The sequence below is a fragment of the Stenotrophomonas mexicanensis genome (assembly GCF_032911605.1).
Lineage (GTDB): Bacteria > Pseudomonadota > Gammaproteobacteria > Xanthomonadales > Xanthomonadaceae > Stenotrophomonas > Stenotrophomonas maltophilia_A.
In genome coordinates this window covers 62,272-77,223 of the sequence record NZ_JAWJTG010000021.1, presented here as the reverse complement: position 1 = coordinate 77,223, position 14,952 = coordinate 62,272, and the positions used below count along the sequence as shown (strand labels likewise).

Sequence of the window (14,952 nt, the reverse complement as noted above, 5' to 3'; positions counted from 1 at the left end):
CGGCACTACCCGTATCACGGCAGCTTCGCGATCACCTTGATCTCGAACTGGAACCCGTACAGCCAGGTCACGCCGATGCCGGTCAGGGTCGGGTGCGGCGCCTCGCCCCAGTACTCGGGCACGATCGCCCAGGCCTTCTCAAAGTTCTTCTCGGGGTCGACCAGGAACACGGTCACGTCGACCACGTCATCGAAGCTGCAGCCGGCGGCGGCCAGCACCGCGTTGAGATTCTCGAAGGCGCGGCGCACCTGGGCTTCGAAATCCGGTTCGGGCGAGCCGTCCTCGCGGCTGCCGACCTGGCCGGAAACGAACAGGAAGCCGTTAGATCGGATCGCTGGCGAGTAGCGGTTGCGCTCGTACAGGGCCTGGCGGCCGGCGGGGAAAACGACATCGCGCTGTGACATGGGAAGGAACCCGTGGGAAAGAACGCCATCCTCCCCGCCAGCGCTGTCTGGATAAACCGCGATGATCGGCCTAGATTGATTGCCAATTCCAAACAATCATGGCCAGCCATGGACCGTTTCGAGGCGATGCGCGCCTTTGCCCGGGTAGTGGAAACCGGCAGCTTCACCCGCGCCGCGCAGACCCTGCAGATCAGCCGCACCACGGCCACCCAGCTGGTGCAGCAGCTGGAGGCGCACCTGCGGCTGCGGTTGCTCAACCGCACCACGCGCCGGGTCAGCGTCACCGCCGATGGCGCGGCCTATTACCCGCGCATCGCCCGTCTGCTGGCCGAGCTGGAAGAGGTGGAGGGCGGGCTGGGCGACGCGGCCACCCAACCGCGCGGACGCCTGCGCGTGGATGTGCCCGGGCCGTACGCGCGCTTGCGGCTGGTACCGGCGCTGCCGGATTTCCAGGCGCGCTACCCGGAGATCCAGCTGGACATCGGCGTGAGTGACCGCGAGGTCGACGTCATCGCCGACAACGTCGATTGCGTGATCCGTGGTGGCACTCCAGCCGACCCGGCGCTGGTGGCGCGGCCGCTTGCTGCGCTGCCGATCGGCTTCCACGCCAGCCCGGGCTATGTGCAGCGCTTCGGCGTGCCGACCGACCCGCGCGCGCTGGAAGGGCCCGATCACCACATGGTCGGTTTCCTCAGCCCGCGCAGTGGCCGCGCCCGCATGTTCACTGCACAGCGTGGCGATGAGCGCGTCGAGGTGCAGGGCCGCTATACGGTCGGCTTCGACGACGGCAACGCCTATCTGGCGGCTGCGTTGGCGGGGCTCGGCGTGGTGGCTCTGCCCAGCTACATGGCCGAACCGCACGTGGCGCGTGGTGAGCTGCTGCCGCTGCTGCGGGACTGGCAGCTGCCACCGATGCCGATGCATGTGATGTTCCCGCCCAACCGGCACATGAGCCAGCGGCTGCGGGTGTTCATTGATTGGGTGGTGGAAGCGTTGGGGTGAGCGCATCGGTCGCGTGCGAAAATCCGGCTGCACATACTGGAGAACGCACACCCTGATGAGCCGCATCGTCGCACTGGATACCGAAACCACCGGCATCTCCCACCGCCTGGGGCACCGGGTGATCGAAATCGGTGCCGTCGAACTGATCGATGGCCAGCTCACCGGCCGCCAGTTCCACACCTACCTGCAGCCGCAGCGCAAGGTGGACTGGGGCGCGCAGCGCGTGCACGGCATCAGCGACGCGATGCTGGTGGGCAAGCCGCTGTTCTCCAGCAAGGCCGCCGAGCTGCTGGAGTTCCTGCGTGGCAGCGAGATGGTCGCGCACAACGCCACCTTCGATGTGGGCTTCCTGGACAACGAGCTGCGCCTGGCTGGCATCCCCGGCACGCTGGCCCAGCATTGCCGCGTCACCTGCAGCCTGAAGCTGGCGCGCGGGCGCTGGCCGGGTCAGGGCAACAAGCTGGATGATGTGCTGCAGCGCCTGCGCATTCCCGGCAACCGGGGCCTGCATGGCGCATTGAAGGATGCGCACCTGCTGGCCCAGGTGATTCCGCATCTGCGCTGAGGCCTGGTCGCCGTTACATCAGCCGCAACCAGCGCTCGATCATTGCCACGCCACATGCCACCCCGTCCTCACTGTTCATCGCCACGCCCAAGGCCGCCGCGCGTGCGCGTGTTGCTTCGGTTTCAGCGAAGGTGATGGCTGCTGCCAGCGCTGCTGCATCCAGTCGCTTCGGTGACAACGGTGCCGGTGCTACGCCCAACCGATACAGGCGATCGGCCCAGAAGAACTGATCTGCGGCGAACGGCATCACCAGTGAAGGAATGCCGGCGCGGCAGGCCGAATGCGTGGTGCCGCTGCCACCGTGGTGGATGGCGAATGCGCAACGCGGGAACAGCGCTTCGTGTGGGGTCGGGCCCAGGACGAAGACAGAATCGGGCAAGCGCATCGCAGGCAGTCCCACCCAGCCGGGAAACAGCAGGACACGGCGTGGTGCCAACGCCTGCAGCAGGGCCGGCAACACGCGTTCGCGATCAAAGCCGGTCATGCTGCCGAAGCCCAGATAGACCGGCGGCGGTCCGGCGTCGAGGAAGGCGTGCAGATCGGCCGGCGGCGTCCAGGGCGCATCAGGAAACCGCCATTGGCCACAGACGATGTGGTCGGCCGGCCAGTCCGTCGGTGGCGGCAGCAGCTGCGGCGAGATGCCATAGAGCATCGGCAGGCCGGACCACAGCGAGCGGCGCGGCGATTGCCCCAGCTGCTTGCGGGCCTCGTTGATCGGCTGGCGGAACTGGCGCCAGATCAGGCCGTTGACCAGCCCATAGCTGGCCCGGTTCAACCAGCCCGGCGAGCGTCCCGGCGGCAGGAACGGGGAGCGGAAGGCACGCGTCGGGGTCAGTGGAATCATGCCGGTCCCGATCACCGGCAGACCCCGGCGTTCGCCCACACTCATGCCGACAAAGGCCGCCAGCCCACCTGTCAGAATCGCGTCGCAACCCTCGGCCGCCGCGTCCGCCTGCCGCATCCAGCCAGTGACATGCTGCAGCGCCATCCGTGCCAGTCCGCTACTGGCGGCGGCAACACCGTTGCCACGCGAGACCAGCGCGACCACTTCGTCATGGATATCACCTTCCAGGGACGCATGGGGCACATTCAGCGCCTGCGCGCTGCCCAGCGTGCCGCCATCGGCCAGCAGTGTCACCTCGTGGCCTGCGCCAATCAGCCCATGGCAGAGCATGGCCAGCGGACGCGTATCGCCTTCGGTTCCGTAGGTCAGGGCCAGCAGCCGCATGGAAAGCTCCGCAGTGAACCGGGCCAGTATGCCGGTTGGTGGGCTCCCGGCCCTCCCGGTTCAGTCCCAGCCTGTGGGTAACTTGCGCAAGTGCTTGAACCCGTGCATAATGCGCGGCTCGCTGTGTCCGGTTTTCTACCGGGCGGCGCCCCCGGGAGCACGTCCCCGGCCGCCCAACGCCAGCGTAACCCTTTGATTCTCTTGACGTGTGGTGGGCAACCATCGAGGCCGCCGTCTCCCGGGCTACGGGCTGACACAACTTACTATCGAGGTGCGCAATGTCCCGCGTATGCCAGGTTTCCGGCAAGCGAGTGCAGACGGGTAACAACGTCTCGCACGCCAACAACAAGACCCGTCGTCGTTTCCTGCCGAATCTGCACGAGCGCCGCTTCTGGGTTGCCAGCGAAAACCGCTGGGTGAAGCTTCGTGTTTCCGCGCATGCACTGCGCACCATCGACAAGAACGGTATCGATTCCGTTCTGGCTGAGCTGCGTGCGCGCGGCGAAAAGGTCTGAGGAGTAGACGATCATGGCAGGCAAGCGCGATAAGGTCCGTATGATTTCGACCGCTGGTACCGGTCACTTCTACACGACCGACAAGAACAAGAAGAACACCCCGGGGAAGATGGAATTCTCCAAGTACGATCCGGTCGTGCGCAAGCACGTCCCGTACAAGGAAGGCAAGATCAAGTAATCCGCAAGGATTGCTGATCCCCGCGAAGAAACCCGCCCTTGTGGCGGGTTTTTTCATGCCTGGCATCCAGAGGGTGGGTGCCAACCTTGGTTGGCACGCCGTCCCCACCCCCGGTAGGTGTCGACCTTGGTCGACACGCTGTCCCCCCACCCGGTAGGTGCCAACCTTGGTTGGCACACTGCTTCAAAGCAGTCGAGCGTGGCTCGACTCTACACACCCCGCTGGGCAGAATGGCCCATCACCTCCCGACGGGCGACGCGATGCTGTTCGAGTGGTTGCTGGGTTCCTACCTGCTGCTGATCGACTGGCTGATCCGGCTGGTCGCGCTGTGCTGGATTCCCACCCGCACCACGCCGGGGGCGGCGCGCAGCTGGCTGCTGCTGGTCGGCTTCGTGCCACTGCTGGGCCTGCCGCTGTACCTGCTGTTCGGCCACCCGTGGCTGTCGCGCGAGCGCATCCGCCGCCAGGCCGAGGCCTCGCAGGTCATCCGCGAGGAACAGGCGCTGCAGCATCGCCTGCGCTGGACCCCGCAGCCGGACACTGCCTGCGCCGAGATCGTGCCGCTGGTGCAGCGCCAGGGCGACTTCATGCCGGTGCACGGCAACGCGGTGGACCTGCTGACCGACTACGACGAATCGCTGCACACGCTGATCGCCGACATCGACCAGGCTGAAGACCGCGTGCACCTGCTGTACTACCTGATGTTCGATGACGCGGTGGGCGAGGCGGTGGTCGAGGCGCTGCAGCGCGCAGCGGCGCGTGGTGTGCAATGCCGCGTGCTGCTCGACGCAGTGGGTGCCAAGCGTGGCCTGCGCGCCTATCGCAAGCGCCTGCAGGCGCGCGACATCGAAGTGCGCGCGATGCTGCCCGGCGGCCTGCGCTGGCGCCGCAGCGGGCGCATGGACCTGCGCAACCACCGCAAGATCGCGGTGATCGACAACGAGGTGGCCTACGTCGGTTCGCAGAACCTGGCGGGCCCGCAGTTCGTGCCCGGCCACCCGAACCGCGAACTGGTGGCGCGCGTGCGTGGCCCGGCGGTGGCGCATCTGGAAGCGGTGTTCGCCAGCGACTGGTACATGGAGACCGGCCAGCGTCTGGACGTGATCGCCGATGTGCCCGAATGCAGCGACGACATCGCCACCCAGCTGCTGCCCAGCGGCCCGGCCTACCCGTACAGCAACGCGCGTGATGCGGTCGCGGCACTGATCCATCTGGCGCGGCGGCGGCTGGTGATGGTCACGCCGTACTTCGTGCCGGACGAAGCCACGTTGAGCGCGCTGCGCATTGCGGCGTTGTCCGGCGTGCAGGTGCAGCTGATCCTGTCGGCCAGCAACAACCAGCGGCTGACCTCGTGGGCGCAGGAGGCGTACTACGACGAGCTGCTGCGCTGTGGCGTGCGCATCGCCCTGTACGAACCGCAGTTCCTGCACGCCAAGCACATGAGCGTGGACGAGGACATCGCCGTGCTCGGCTCGATCAACATGGATATCCGCTCGTTCGCGCTGAATGCCGAGATCGGCCTGATCTGCTACGACCGCGCGCTGGTGAAGCAGTTGTGCGAGATCGAGAATGGCTACCTGCGTGAATCGCGGCAGCTGGATCTGCAGCAATGGCGCAGCCGCCCCACGTGGAGGCGCAGCCGCGAGGGCATCGCACGGCTGGCCGATGCGTTGATGTAAGGCAATGCCGGCCGCCCATTTCGGCAATCCGGCCTGTCATCGCCGATGGCCTACAATCGGCACATGACTGATTCACCGCGTAATGGCGAACTGGACCTGGCAATCATCGGTGGTGGTGCGGCCGGGGTGCTGGTGGCGATCCAGGTATTGCGCCAGGCCCACACGCCGCTGGCGCTGGCCATTTTCGAACCCGCCTCGCAGCTGGCGCAGGGCATCGCCTATGCCACGCCGTGGCCGGAGCATCTGCTGAACGTGCCGGCGGCGAAGATGAGTGCGTTTGCCGACCAGCCCGGCGATTTCCTCGACTACCTGATGGCGGCCAATGCCTACCCGGGCGAGGCGCGCGAGGTGCTGGGCGAGCGTTACGTGTGCCGCCACTATTTCGCCGCCTACCTGCAGCAGCGCCTGCAGGACGCCGCCGCAGCCAGCCCGGCGCAGCTGCAGGTGATCGCGCAGCCGGTACTGGGCCTGCAGCCGGATGACCACGGCTACCAGCTGACACTCGGCGATGGCCACACGCTGCACGCCGCGCAGGCGGTGCTCGCCACCGGCAACAGCATGCGCCCGCTGCCGGTGGCCGGTGCCGATGCGCTGCCTGCCGACGATGTGATCGAGGCCTGGGACTACGACGGCGTACGCACCCTGGCCGGCGAACAGGCTGTAGCCATTGTCGGCTCCGGCCTGAGCATGGCCGACACCGTGCTGGCGCTGGTCGCTGCCGGCCACAGCGGACCGCTGCATGTGATCTCGCGCCATGGCCTGCTGCCGTTGCCGCATGCGCATGGCGGCCTGCCCACGTTCGACCCGGCCACGCTGCTGCCGATGAACCTGCGCCAGCGCCTGCGCGCATTGCGTGGCTTCGCGCGCCAGGCGCAGGCCGACGGCCTGCCGTGGCAGGGCGTGATGGACCGCATCCGTCCGCACGGGCAGGCGCTGTGGTGCAGCCTCGAAGAGGCCGACCAGCGTCGCTTCCTGCGCCATGTGGTGCGCTATTGGGACGTGCATCGCCACCGCATCGCCGAAGAAGTGGATGCGCAGCTGCAGTCCCTGCAGGATAGCGGCCAGCTGCGTATCCACCGGTCCCGCCTGCAACGTGTCTGGCGCGAAGGCGATGCACTGCGGCTGTCCGGCCGCGATGCCACTGGCAACGAGCAGCAGTGGATGATTGGCGGCGTGATCAACGCCACCGGCGTGGAAACCCGCGCCAGCGCACTGCGCAATCCGTTGCTGCAGCAGCTGCAGGCGGACGGCATGGCGCGCCCCGGCCCACATGGGCTGGGCCTGGACAGCACGGTGCCGGGCGATCGCCTGCGCGCCGCCGGTGGCCAGCCGCAGGCACGGCTGGGCGTGCTCGGCAGCCTGCGCATCGGCAGCCTGTGGGAAAGCCTGGCGGTGCCTGAACTGCGTCAGCAGGCGCAGGCACTGGCAACCCAGGTGGTCGCAGGAGCCGCGACGGCGATGCCGTAAAATGGGGGCATGGATGTCTCCCACCTGCTTGATGGCCTGAACCCGGCCCAGCGCGAAGCCGTCTCCGCTCCCCCCGGCCACCACCTGGTGCTGGCCGGTGCCGGTTCCGGCAAGACCCGCGTACTTACCCACCGCATCGCCTGGCTGCATGAAGTCGATGGCGTGCCGACCCACGGCATTTTCGCGGTGACCTTCACCAACAAGGCGGCCGGCGAAATGCGCCACCGTATCGACGCACAGTTGCCCAACGGCAGCCGTGGCATGTGGATCGGCACCTTCCACGGCCTGGCCAACCGCCTGCTGCGCCTGCACTGGCAGGATGCGAAGCTGCCGGAAGGCTTCCAGGTGATGGATTCGGACGACCAGCTGCGGCTGGTCAAGCGCGTGGTGCAGGCGCTGGAACTGGATGACGGCAAGTACCCGGCCAAACAGATCGCGTGGTGGATCAACGCGCAGAAGGACGAAGGCCGCCGCCCGCAGCACATCCAGCCCGAACCGCACGATGCCTGGCTGGAAACCATGCGCCAGGCCTACATCGAGTACCAGGCGCGTTGCGACCGCGCCGGCCTGGTCGACTTCGCCGAGCTGCTGCTGCGCGCGCATGAGCTGCTGCGCGACAACCCGGCGCTGCTGTCGCACTACCGCGCGCGCTTCCGCGAGATCCTGGTAGACGAGTTCCAGGACACCAATGCCATCCAGTACGCCTTCGTGCGCGTGCTGGCCGGCGATTCCGGCCACGTGTTCGTGGTCGGTGACGATGACCAGGCCATCTACGGCTGGCGCGGTGCCAAGGTCGAGAACGTGCAGGGCTTCCTGCGCGATTTCCCGGGCGCGCAGACCATCCGCCTGGAACAGAACTACCGCTCCACCGCCAACATCCTCGGTGCCGCCAACGCGGTGATCGCGCACAACCCCGACCGCATCGGCAAGCAGCTGTGGACCGACAGCGGCGACGGCGAGCCGATCGACTTGTACGCGGCGTACAACGAGATGGACGAGGCGCGCTACATCGTCGAGCGCGCGCGCCAGTGGGTGCGAGACGGTGGCAGCTATACCGAAGTGGCCGTGCTCTACCGCAGCAACGCGCAGTCGCGCGCGCTGGAAGAGGCGCTGCTGAGCGAACAGGTGCCGTACCGCGTGTACGGCGGCATGCGCTTCTTCGAGCGTGCCGAAATCAAGGATGCGCTGGCCTACCTGCGCCTGCTGTCCAACCGCAACGATGACGCCGCCTTCGAGCGCGCGGTCAACACGCCCACCCGTGGCATCGGCGACCGCACGCTGGACGAAGTGCGCCGCGAGGCGCGCGCGCAGGGTATTTCGCTGTGGGAAGCGACCATGCTGGTCACCCAGGGCAGCGCGCTGGCCGCACGTGCGCGCAATGCACTGGCCGGCTTCCTGGTGCTGGTCAACGAGCTGCAGGCGCAGACCCTGCACATGACCCTGGCCGAGCGCGTGGACCACGTGCTGGCCCGCTCGCAGCTGCGCGAGCACTGGAGCAAGGAAAGCCGCAACGCGCTGGACTCGGAATCGCGCACCGACAACCTCGACGAACTGGTCTCGGTGGCCTCGCGCTTCGTGCGCCGTGCCGATGACATCGAGGAAGTGGGCGAGGACATGGACGAGCTGGTCGCGTTCCTGGCCTATGCCGCGCTGGAGGCCGGTGAGGGCCAGGCGCAGGCGGGCGAGGACGGCGTGCAGCTGATGACCCTGCACTCGGCCAAGGGCCTGGAGTTCCCGCTGGTGTTCCTGGCCGGCCTGGAAGAAGGCCTGTTCCCCAGCGCGCGTTCGCTGGAGGAAAGCGGGCGGCTGGAAGAAGAGCGCCGCCTGGCCTACGTGGGCATCACCCGCGCGCGCCAGAAGCTGGTGCTGAGCTACGCCGAATCGCGTCGCATCCACGGCCAGGACAACTACAGCCTGCCGTCGCGTTTCCTGCGCGAGATTCCGCGCGAGCTGCTGCACGAAGTGCGCCCGAAGGTGCAGGTCTCGCGGCCGGCCTCGATGGGCGCCAGCCGGGTGATGGGCCATCCCTCGATCGAGGCGCCGCCGCTGAAGCTCGGCGCGCTGGTCACCCATCCCAAGTTCGGCGAAGGCATGGTGACCGACTACGAAGGCAACGGTGCCCACGCCCGCGTGCAGGTCGAGTTTGCCGATGCCGGCAGCAAGTGGCTGGTGATGGCGTATGCCAACCTGACGGTGATCTGATCACCGTCGAGGGGGCGCTGGGACACCTGTAGAGCCGAGCCCATGCTCGGCTGCTTCTGGTGGGAAAGACAGTCGAGCACGGCTCGACTCTACAAAGGCAGTCGAGCAAGCTCGACTCTACAATGGGGCCTGACATCTTCCAGGAACGCCCCCATGACCGAACCCACGCTGCACGTCACCGTGAAGTTGAACGCCAAGCTGCAGCCCGAGCATCGCCACGAACTGTTCGAGGATCCGCTCGATGCGCTGCTGCAGGCGGCCCAGGTGGGCGAGCTGACCGGCGGCGGCACCGCGATGTCCGACCTCGGCGAGGTCGAATACGGCGATATCGAAGTGGCGCTGGTCGATGCGGCCGGCGTGCCGAAGCTGATCGACCTGCTGGAACAGCTGGGTGCGCCGAAGGGTTCGCAGCTGCAGGGTGCGGGCGAGGCCGACCGCAGCTTCGGCGTGACCGAAGGCCTGGGCATCTACCTGGATGGCCTGAACCTGCCGGACGACGTCTACGAACAGTGCGATTCCAACCACGTGTTCGAGCAGTTGTCCGAGCGCATCGATGGCCTGGGTGAGATCTGCAGCTGGTGGCAGGGCCCGACCGAAACGGCGCTCTACATGTACGGCGAATCCTTCGAAGCGATGCGTGATGCGATTGCCGAATTCGTGGCCAGCTATCCGCTGTGCCAGAACGCACGCGTGGTGCAGATCGCCTGAGGGCAGAAAATGTAAAGCCGAGCCATGCTCGGCTGCTTCTGGCGGGAAAAGCAGCCGAGCATGGCTCGGCTCTACAGAAGAGCGTTATCGGCCGGCTGACTGCCTGGCGTTGTCGCGCTGGGCCAGATCCTTGCCCAGGTAATAGCCGCCGCAGAACAGCACGAAGGCGGCGATGAGGCTCCACAGGATGATCCTTAGGGGGCTTCGTGATGTCGGCTTGCTGTCCTGCATGCGGGTTCTCCCAAGGCGGCGCGCCGCCGCCCACCCAGCTTGCGCTGCAGTGTCCGGGTACGCAAGCCGGCGGTGCGCACACGCCGCTGCGCGGCGCCGGATTGATCCTGCTCAAGGCGCGGCCTGCACATCCGGTGTGCAATGGTGTTGTTCCCATCTGGCAGACCGCCACGGAGCCCCACCATGTACAAGCGCATCCTGATTGCCACTGACGGATCCGAGCTGGCCGACAAGGGCCTGGCCAAGGGCCTGGAGCTGGCCAAGGACCTCAACGCCGAGGTCGATATCGTGACCGTTTCCGAGCCGTGGGCCGTCGGCATGTACGACGCCATGGGCTGGAGCGTGGGCTACATGAACAGCCCTGAATACAAGGCCGACCGCGAGGAAGGCGCGCAGAAGGTGCTGCAGCCGGCGCTGGCCAAGGCGGCTGAGCAGGGCATTACCGCCAACCCAGTGCACGTGCTGGACCGCTATGCGGCTGACGGCATCATCGAGACCGCCGGCGAGCGCAACAGCGACCTGATCGTGATGACCTCGCATGGCCGCCGTGGCGTGACCCGTGTGCTGCTGGGCAGCCAGACCGCTGAAGTGCTGGCACGCAGCACGCTGCCGGTGCTGGTCATCCGCTGATACAAGCGTTCCCGGGGAGGGGACCCGACGCCGGCCGCAGGATGCGCGCCGGCGTCATCTTTTGTAGGGGCCGGCAGGGGCCCATCCACGCATGGCGTGGATCTACTGAATCGCAGGGATCCGACCCCGGTCACATCACCAGCTGTACAGCTTCCAGTACACCGGCGACACGCCGTCCTTGTCGTTGTCGAAACGGCCATCGCCGTTCTTGTCGTACATGTAGAACGGGGCACCGCGCGACGGGGTCACCTTGACCATGCGCAGCTGGCCGGACACGCGGTATTCCTCGATGACATCGCCGTTGTCCATGGTGCGCTTGGACACATCCGCGCCCTTGACGTCCACCGGGGGAGCGCCCGCGCCACCCATGCTGGCGCAGCCAGCGAGCAGGAGCAGGGAAGCCAGCATCAGGGTCTTCATCGGCGGGGGCCTTTGCCTGGAAAGAGCCTTGATTATGCCCCATCGCCGCGGCTGTGCCGTGTCGTCGCAGTGCAGGCACGGGCGCGTAGAATCGACCCATGAGCAGATTAGTCCTGATCGACGGGTCCAGTTACCTGTACCGCGCGTTCCACGCGCTGCCGCCCCTGTCCAATGCACAGGGCGAACCCACCGGCGCGCTGTTCGGTGTGGTCAACATGCTGCGCTCGACACTGAAGGAGCGCCCGGCCTACGTGGCGTTCGTGGTCGATGCGCCGGGCAAGACCTTCCGTGATGACCTGTACGACCAGTACAAGGCCAACCGCCCGCCGATGCCCGATGAGCTGCGCAGCCAGGTCGAGCCGATGTGCCGCATCGTCGAAGCGCTGGGCATCAGCATCCTGCGCATTCCCGGCGTGGAAGCCGACGATGTGATCGGCACGCTGGCCCTGCAGGGCGTGGCGCAGGAACTGAAGGTGACCATCTCCACCGGCGACAAGGACTTTGCCCAGCTGGTGCGCCCGGGCATCGAGCTGGTCAACACCATGACCGGCAGCCGCATGGATTCCGATGCCGCAGTGATGGAGAAGTTCGGCGTGCGCGCCGATCAGATCATCGACCTGCTGGCGTTGATGGGCGACACCGTCGACAACGTGCCGGGCGTGGAGAAATGTGGGCCGAAGACCGCCGCCAAGTGGCTGGCCGAGTACCAGCACCTGGACGGGGTGATGGCGGCCGCGCCGACCATGAAGGGCAAGATCGGCGAGAACCTGCGCGCCGCGCTGGAGCGTCTGCCGCTGAACCGCGAGCTGGTGACCATCCGCACCGACGTGGAGCTGGACGCCAGCCCGACCACGCTGGCCCTGCGCGAGCAGGATGTGCCGGAGCTGACCGAGCTGTATGCGCGCTACGGCTTCACCCAGGCGCTGAAGGAGCTGGGTGCACCGCTGCCGGCGCCGACGGCCGCCAGCGAAGCAACGCCGAGCCTGCGTGGCACCGCCGCCGGCTTCGCCCGTGGCAGCGCCGAGGCACCGGCCGCCGGCACGCTGGATCCGGCGCTGGCCGCACCGGGTGAATACGAGACCGTGCTGACCGCCGAGCAGCTGCAGGCCTGGGTCGAGCGCCTGCAGCAGGCGGACCTGATCAGTTTCGATACCGAAACCGATGCGCTGGACGCGATGCGTGCGCGCCTGGTGGGCATCAGCCTGGCGGTCGAGCCGGGCAAGGCCGCCTATATTCCGGTCGGCCACGATTACCCGGGCGCGCCGGCGCAGCTGCCGATGCAGCAGGTGCTGGACGCACTGCGCCCGGTGCTGCAGGACCCGGCGAAGAAGAAGCTGGGCCAGCATGGCAAGTACGACCTGCATGTGCTGCGCCGCCACGGCGTGGAGGTGCAGGGCTACCACGACGACACCATGCTCGAGAGCTTCGTGCTCAATTCCACCGCCACCCGCCACGACATGGATTCGCTGGCCCTGCGTTACCTGGGCTACAACACCATCAAGTTCGAGGATGTGGCCGGCAAGGGCGCCAAGCAGATTCCGTTCTCGCAGGTGGGCATCGACGAAGCCAGCCGCTATGCGGCCGAGGACGCCGACATCACCCTGCGCCTGCACCGCGCGCTGCAGCCGCAGCTGCTGGCCGAGCCGGCGCTGGACAGCGTGTACCGCGACATCGAGATGCCACTGGTACCGGTGCTGACCACGATCGAAGCCAATGGCGTGCGGATCGACACCGATGAACTGCGCCGGCAGAGCCAGGACCTGTCCTCGCGCATGCTGGCCGCGCAGCAGAAGGCCACCGAGCTGGCCGGCCGTAGCTTCAACCTGGATTCGCCCAAGCAGCTGCAGGCGGTGCTGTTCGATGAGCTGAAGCTGCCGGCGGTGGTGAAGACCCCGAAGGGCCAGCCCAGCACCAATGAAGAGGCGCTGGAGGCGATTGCCGATCAGCACGAGCTGCCGCGGGTGATCCTGGAGTACCGCGGCCTGGCCAAGCTGCGCAGCACCTATACCGACAAGCTGCCGGAGATGGTCAACCCGGACACCGGCCGCGTGCATACCAGCTACCACCAGTCCGGCGCCGCCACCGGCCGCCTGTCCTCGTCGGACCCGAACCTGCAGAACATCCCGATCCGCACCGAGGATGGCCGCCGTATCCGACGCGCATTCATCGCGCCGGAGGGCTTCCAGCTGCTGGCGGCCGACTATTCGCAGATCGAGCTGCGGATCATGGCCCACCTGTCCGAGGACCCGGGCCTGGTGCGTGCCTTCGAGCAGGGCGCCGACGTCCACCGCGCCACCGCCGCCGAGGTGTTCGGGCGCACGCTGGAGGAAGTGACCCCGAACGAACGCCGCGCGGCCAAGGCGATCAACTTCGGCCTGATGTACGGCATGAGCGCCTTCGGCCTGGCGCGCAACCTGGGCATCGACCGTGGCCAGGCGCAGGACTACGTGGCGCTGTACTTCAGCCGCTACCCGGGCGTGCGTGATTTCATGGAGCGGATGCGCCAGCAGGCCCGCGACCAGGGCTATGTGGAAACCCTGTTCGGCCGCCGCCTGTACCTGAACGACATTCATGCACGTAACCAGGGCCTGCGCGCCGGTGCCGAGCGCGCCGCGATCAACGCGCCGATGCAGGGCACCGCCGCCGACATCATCAAGCGCGCGATGGTGGACGTGGACCAGTGGCTGCGTGACAGCGGCGCGCCGGCACGGATGATCCTGCAGGTGCACGATGAACTGGTGTTCGAAACCGAAAGCAGTTTCGTCGAGGAGTTGCGTTTGCAGGTGGTCGAGCGCATGTCGCAAGCGGCCAAACTGCGGGTGCCGCTGGTGGTCGATACCGGCATCGGCAACAACTGGGACGAAGCACACTGAGGGAGTTTCAGGCCGAAAACGACGTGAATTCGTTCATTCGTCAGAGGTTTCTGACTCGATCATGAATGTTGCCCTGATGGAGGTTCATTAAATTGGGCCCCTTCACGAACCGTTAGTGTTCGGAGTGCTTCTATAACTCTCGACAGGCGCAACGCCTGTTGTGGATCTCTCCCATCCCCTGGAGCAGATCTCGGAACGGGGACTCCTCCCCAAGTGCCCGTTCCCCGGCCCCGTTGACCTCCCCCTGGTCAGCGGGGCTTTTTATTTGTGCCGTTGCCAGATGCCGTGGCCTGCGCCACGCTGGGCCACCGCTCCGCAGGGGAAGACAATGCCCGATCTGTTCGCACTGGCGATGCCATGGTGGGAGTTCATCCTGCGCGCGGTGGTGGTCTATGTCGTGGTACTGGGCATGGTCCGGCTCAGCGGCAAGCGCCCGCTGGGGCAGATCACCCCGTTCGACGTACTGCTGGTGGTGCTGCTGGGCAACGCGGTGCAGAACGCGCTGCTGGGTACCGATACCTCGCTGGGCGGCGGCCTGCTGCTGGCGGCCACCCTGATCCTGCTCAACTATGGGGTGGGCTGGGTCAGTACCCGCAGCCGGCGCATCGAGCGCCTGGTGGAAGGAGAACCGGTAGTGATCGCGCGTGATGGGCGCCTGTTCGACGCCGTTCTGCGCCGTGAGCAGGTCACCCGTGCCGATTTCGAGGCCGCCATGCGCCAGCAGGGCTGCCTGGGCGTGGAGGATGTCGAGCTGGCCCTGCTGGAGATCAACGGGCACATCACCATCATTCCCAGGAAGAGCACCTGACGTGTAGCGTCGAGCAAGCTCGACGCTACGGGTACCCCTTCC

General features: G+C 66.9%; 15 protein-coding genes. 11 read left to right on the top strand and 4 right to left on the bottom strand.

What is annotated here, in order from left to right:
- Positions 1-14: 14 nt before the first annotated feature.
- Positions 15-404, bottom strand: a complete 390-nt coding sequence (locus R1L06_RS11035; protein ID WP_012512496.1) for a RidA family protein — start codon at positions 402-404, stop codon at positions 15-17.
- A 108-nt stretch (positions 405-512) separates the two neighbouring features.
- Between R1L06_RS11035 and R1L06_RS11030 the strand changes: the two genes are divergently transcribed.
- Positions 513-1,406, top strand: coding sequence for a LysR family transcriptional regulator (locus tag R1L06_RS11030; protein WP_317217719.1), 894 nt, complete (start codon positions 513-515; stop codon positions 1,404-1,406).
- Positions 1,407-1,461: 55 nt separating this feature from the next.
- Positions 1,462-1,971 carry a DNA polymerase III subunit epsilon gene (dnaQ, locus tag R1L06_RS11025; RefSeq protein ID WP_317217718.1) on the top strand — a complete coding sequence of 170 codons (510 nt, stop codon included), beginning with the start codon at positions 1,462-1,464 and terminating at the stop codon, positions 1,969-1,971.
- Between the two features lie 13 nt (positions 1,972-1,984).
- On the opposite strand, the gene R1L06_RS11020 is transcribed toward dnaQ, so the two are convergent.
- Positions 1,985-3,199, bottom strand: a complete 1,215-nt coding sequence (locus tag R1L06_RS11020; protein ID WP_317217717.1) for a nucleotide disphospho-sugar-binding domain-containing protein — start codon at positions 3,197-3,199, stop codon at positions 1,985-1,987.
- 278 nt (positions 3,200-3,477) lie between these two features.
- On the opposite strand from R1L06_RS11020, the gene rpmB reads away from it, so the two are divergent.
- From rpmB to R1L06_RS10990, 6 genes are all read left to right on the top strand, one after another.
- On the top strand, positions 3,478-3,714 hold the full coding sequence (gene rpmB / locus R1L06_RS11015; protein ID WP_005411638.1) for a 50S ribosomal protein L28: 237 nt from the start codon (positions 3,478-3,480) through the stop codon (positions 3,712-3,714).
- A gap of 10 nt (positions 3,715-3,724) precedes the next feature.
- Positions 3,725-3,892 carry a 50S ribosomal protein L33 gene (gene rpmG, locus R1L06_RS11010; protein WP_170272460.1) on the top strand — a complete coding sequence of 56 codons (168 nt, stop codon included), beginning with the start codon at positions 3,725-3,727 and terminating at the stop codon, positions 3,890-3,892.
- A 260-nt stretch (positions 3,893-4,152) separates the two neighbouring features.
- Complete coding sequence (cls, locus tag R1L06_RS11005) at positions 4,153-5,571, top strand: cardiolipin synthase (protein ID WP_317217722.1); 1,419 nt, start codon at positions 4,153-4,155, stop codon at positions 5,569-5,571.
- A 45-nt stretch (positions 5,572-5,616) separates the two neighbouring features.
- A complete protein-coding gene (locus tag R1L06_RS11000) occupies positions 5,617-7,038 on the top strand; it encodes an FAD/NAD(P)-binding protein (RefSeq protein ID WP_317217716.1) in 1,422 nt (473 codons plus the stop codon).
- A 9-nt stretch (positions 7,039-7,047) separates the two neighbouring features.
- On the top strand, positions 7,048-9,240 hold the full coding sequence (gene uvrD / locus R1L06_RS10995; RefSeq protein WP_317217715.1) for a DNA helicase II: 2,193 nt from the start codon (positions 7,048-7,050) through the stop codon (positions 9,238-9,240).
- 153 nt (positions 9,241-9,393) lie between these two features.
- A complete protein-coding gene (locus tag R1L06_RS10990) occupies positions 9,394-9,948 on the top strand; it encodes a hypothetical protein (RefSeq protein ID WP_317217714.1) in 555 nt (184 codons plus the stop codon).
- A gap of 84 nt (positions 9,949-10,032) precedes the next feature.
- On the opposite strand, the gene R1L06_RS10985 is transcribed toward R1L06_RS10990, so the two are convergent.
- Positions 10,033-10,179 carry a hypothetical protein gene (locus R1L06_RS10985; protein ID WP_317217713.1) on the bottom strand — a complete coding sequence of 49 codons (147 nt, stop codon included), beginning with the start codon at positions 10,177-10,179 and terminating at the stop codon, positions 10,033-10,035.
- A 183-nt stretch (positions 10,180-10,362) separates the two neighbouring features.
- On the opposite strand from R1L06_RS10985, the gene R1L06_RS10980 reads away from it, so the two are divergent.
- On the top strand, positions 10,363-10,809 hold the full coding sequence (locus tag R1L06_RS10980) for a universal stress protein (protein WP_005411629.1): 447 nt from the start codon (positions 10,363-10,365) through the stop codon (positions 10,807-10,809).
- A gap of 135 nt (positions 10,810-10,944) precedes the next feature.
- Here R1L06_RS10980 and R1L06_RS10975 read toward each other — a convergent pair whose 3' ends face one another.
- Entirely contained in the window at positions 10,945-11,229 is a 285-nt protein-coding gene (locus R1L06_RS10975; RefSeq protein WP_005411628.1) for a DUF2782 domain-containing protein, read from the bottom strand.
- Between the two features lie 98 nt (positions 11,230-11,327).
- Between R1L06_RS10975 and polA the strand changes: the two genes are divergently transcribed.
- Together polA and R1L06_RS10965 are read left to right on the top strand one after the other, a co-directional pair.
- Complete coding sequence (polA, locus tag R1L06_RS10970; protein ID WP_317217712.1) at positions 11,328-14,102, top strand: DNA polymerase I; 2,775 nt, start codon at positions 11,328-11,330, stop codon at positions 14,100-14,102.
- Between the two features lie 328 nt (positions 14,103-14,430).
- A complete protein-coding gene (locus R1L06_RS10965) occupies positions 14,431-14,910 on the top strand; it encodes a DUF421 domain-containing protein (protein ID WP_032129193.1) in 480 nt (159 codons plus the stop codon).
- Positions 14,911-14,952 lie beyond the last annotated feature (42 nt).

Bases quoted from the DNA above. Each gene is read 5' to 3' on its own strand.
- R1L06_RS11035 (WP_012512496.1), bottom strand. From the start codon at position 404: ATGTCACAGCGCGATGTCGTTTTCCCCGCCGGCCGCCAGGCCCTGTAC.
- R1L06_RS11030 (WP_317217719.1), top strand. From the start codon at position 513: ATGGACCGTTTCGAGGCGATGCGCGCCTTTGCCCGGGTAGTGGAAACC.
- dnaQ (WP_317217718.1), top strand. From the start codon at position 1,462: ATGAGCCGCATCGTCGCACTGGATACCGAAACCACCGGCATCTCCCAC.
- R1L06_RS11020 (WP_317217717.1), bottom strand. From the start codon at position 3,199: ATGCGGCTGCTGGCCCTGACCTACGGAACCGAAGGCGATACGCGTCCG.
- rpmB (WP_005411638.1), top strand. From the start codon at position 3,478: ATGTCCCGCGTATGCCAGGTTTCCGGCAAGCGAGTGCAGACGGGTAAC.
- cls (WP_317217722.1), top strand. From the start codon at position 4,153: ATGCTGTTCGAGTGGTTGCTGGGTTCCTACCTGCTGCTGATCGACTGG.
- R1L06_RS11000 (WP_317217716.1), top strand. From the start codon at position 5,617: ATGGCCTACAATCGGCACATGACTGATTCACCGCGTAATGGCGAACTG.
- uvrD (WP_317217715.1), top strand. From the start codon at position 7,048: ATGGATGTCTCCCACCTGCTTGATGGCCTGAACCCGGCCCAGCGCGAA.
- R1L06_RS10990 (WP_317217714.1), top strand. From the start codon at position 9,394: ATGACCGAACCCACGCTGCACGTCACCGTGAAGTTGAACGCCAAGCTG.
- R1L06_RS10985 (WP_317217713.1), bottom strand. From the start codon at position 10,179: ATGCAGGACAGCAAGCCGACATCACGAAGCCCCCTAAGGATCATCCTG.
- R1L06_RS10980 (WP_005411629.1), top strand. From the start codon at position 10,363: ATGTACAAGCGCATCCTGATTGCCACTGACGGATCCGAGCTGGCCGAC.
- R1L06_RS10975 (WP_005411628.1), bottom strand. From the start codon at position 11,229: ATGAAGACCCTGATGCTGGCTTCCCTGCTCCTGCTCGCTGGCTGCGCC.
- polA (WP_317217712.1), top strand. From the start codon at position 11,328: ATGAGCAGATTAGTCCTGATCGACGGGTCCAGTTACCTGTACCGCGCG.
- R1L06_RS10965 (WP_032129193.1), top strand. From the start codon at position 14,431: ATGCCCGATCTGTTCGCACTGGCGATGCCATGGTGGGAGTTCATCCTG.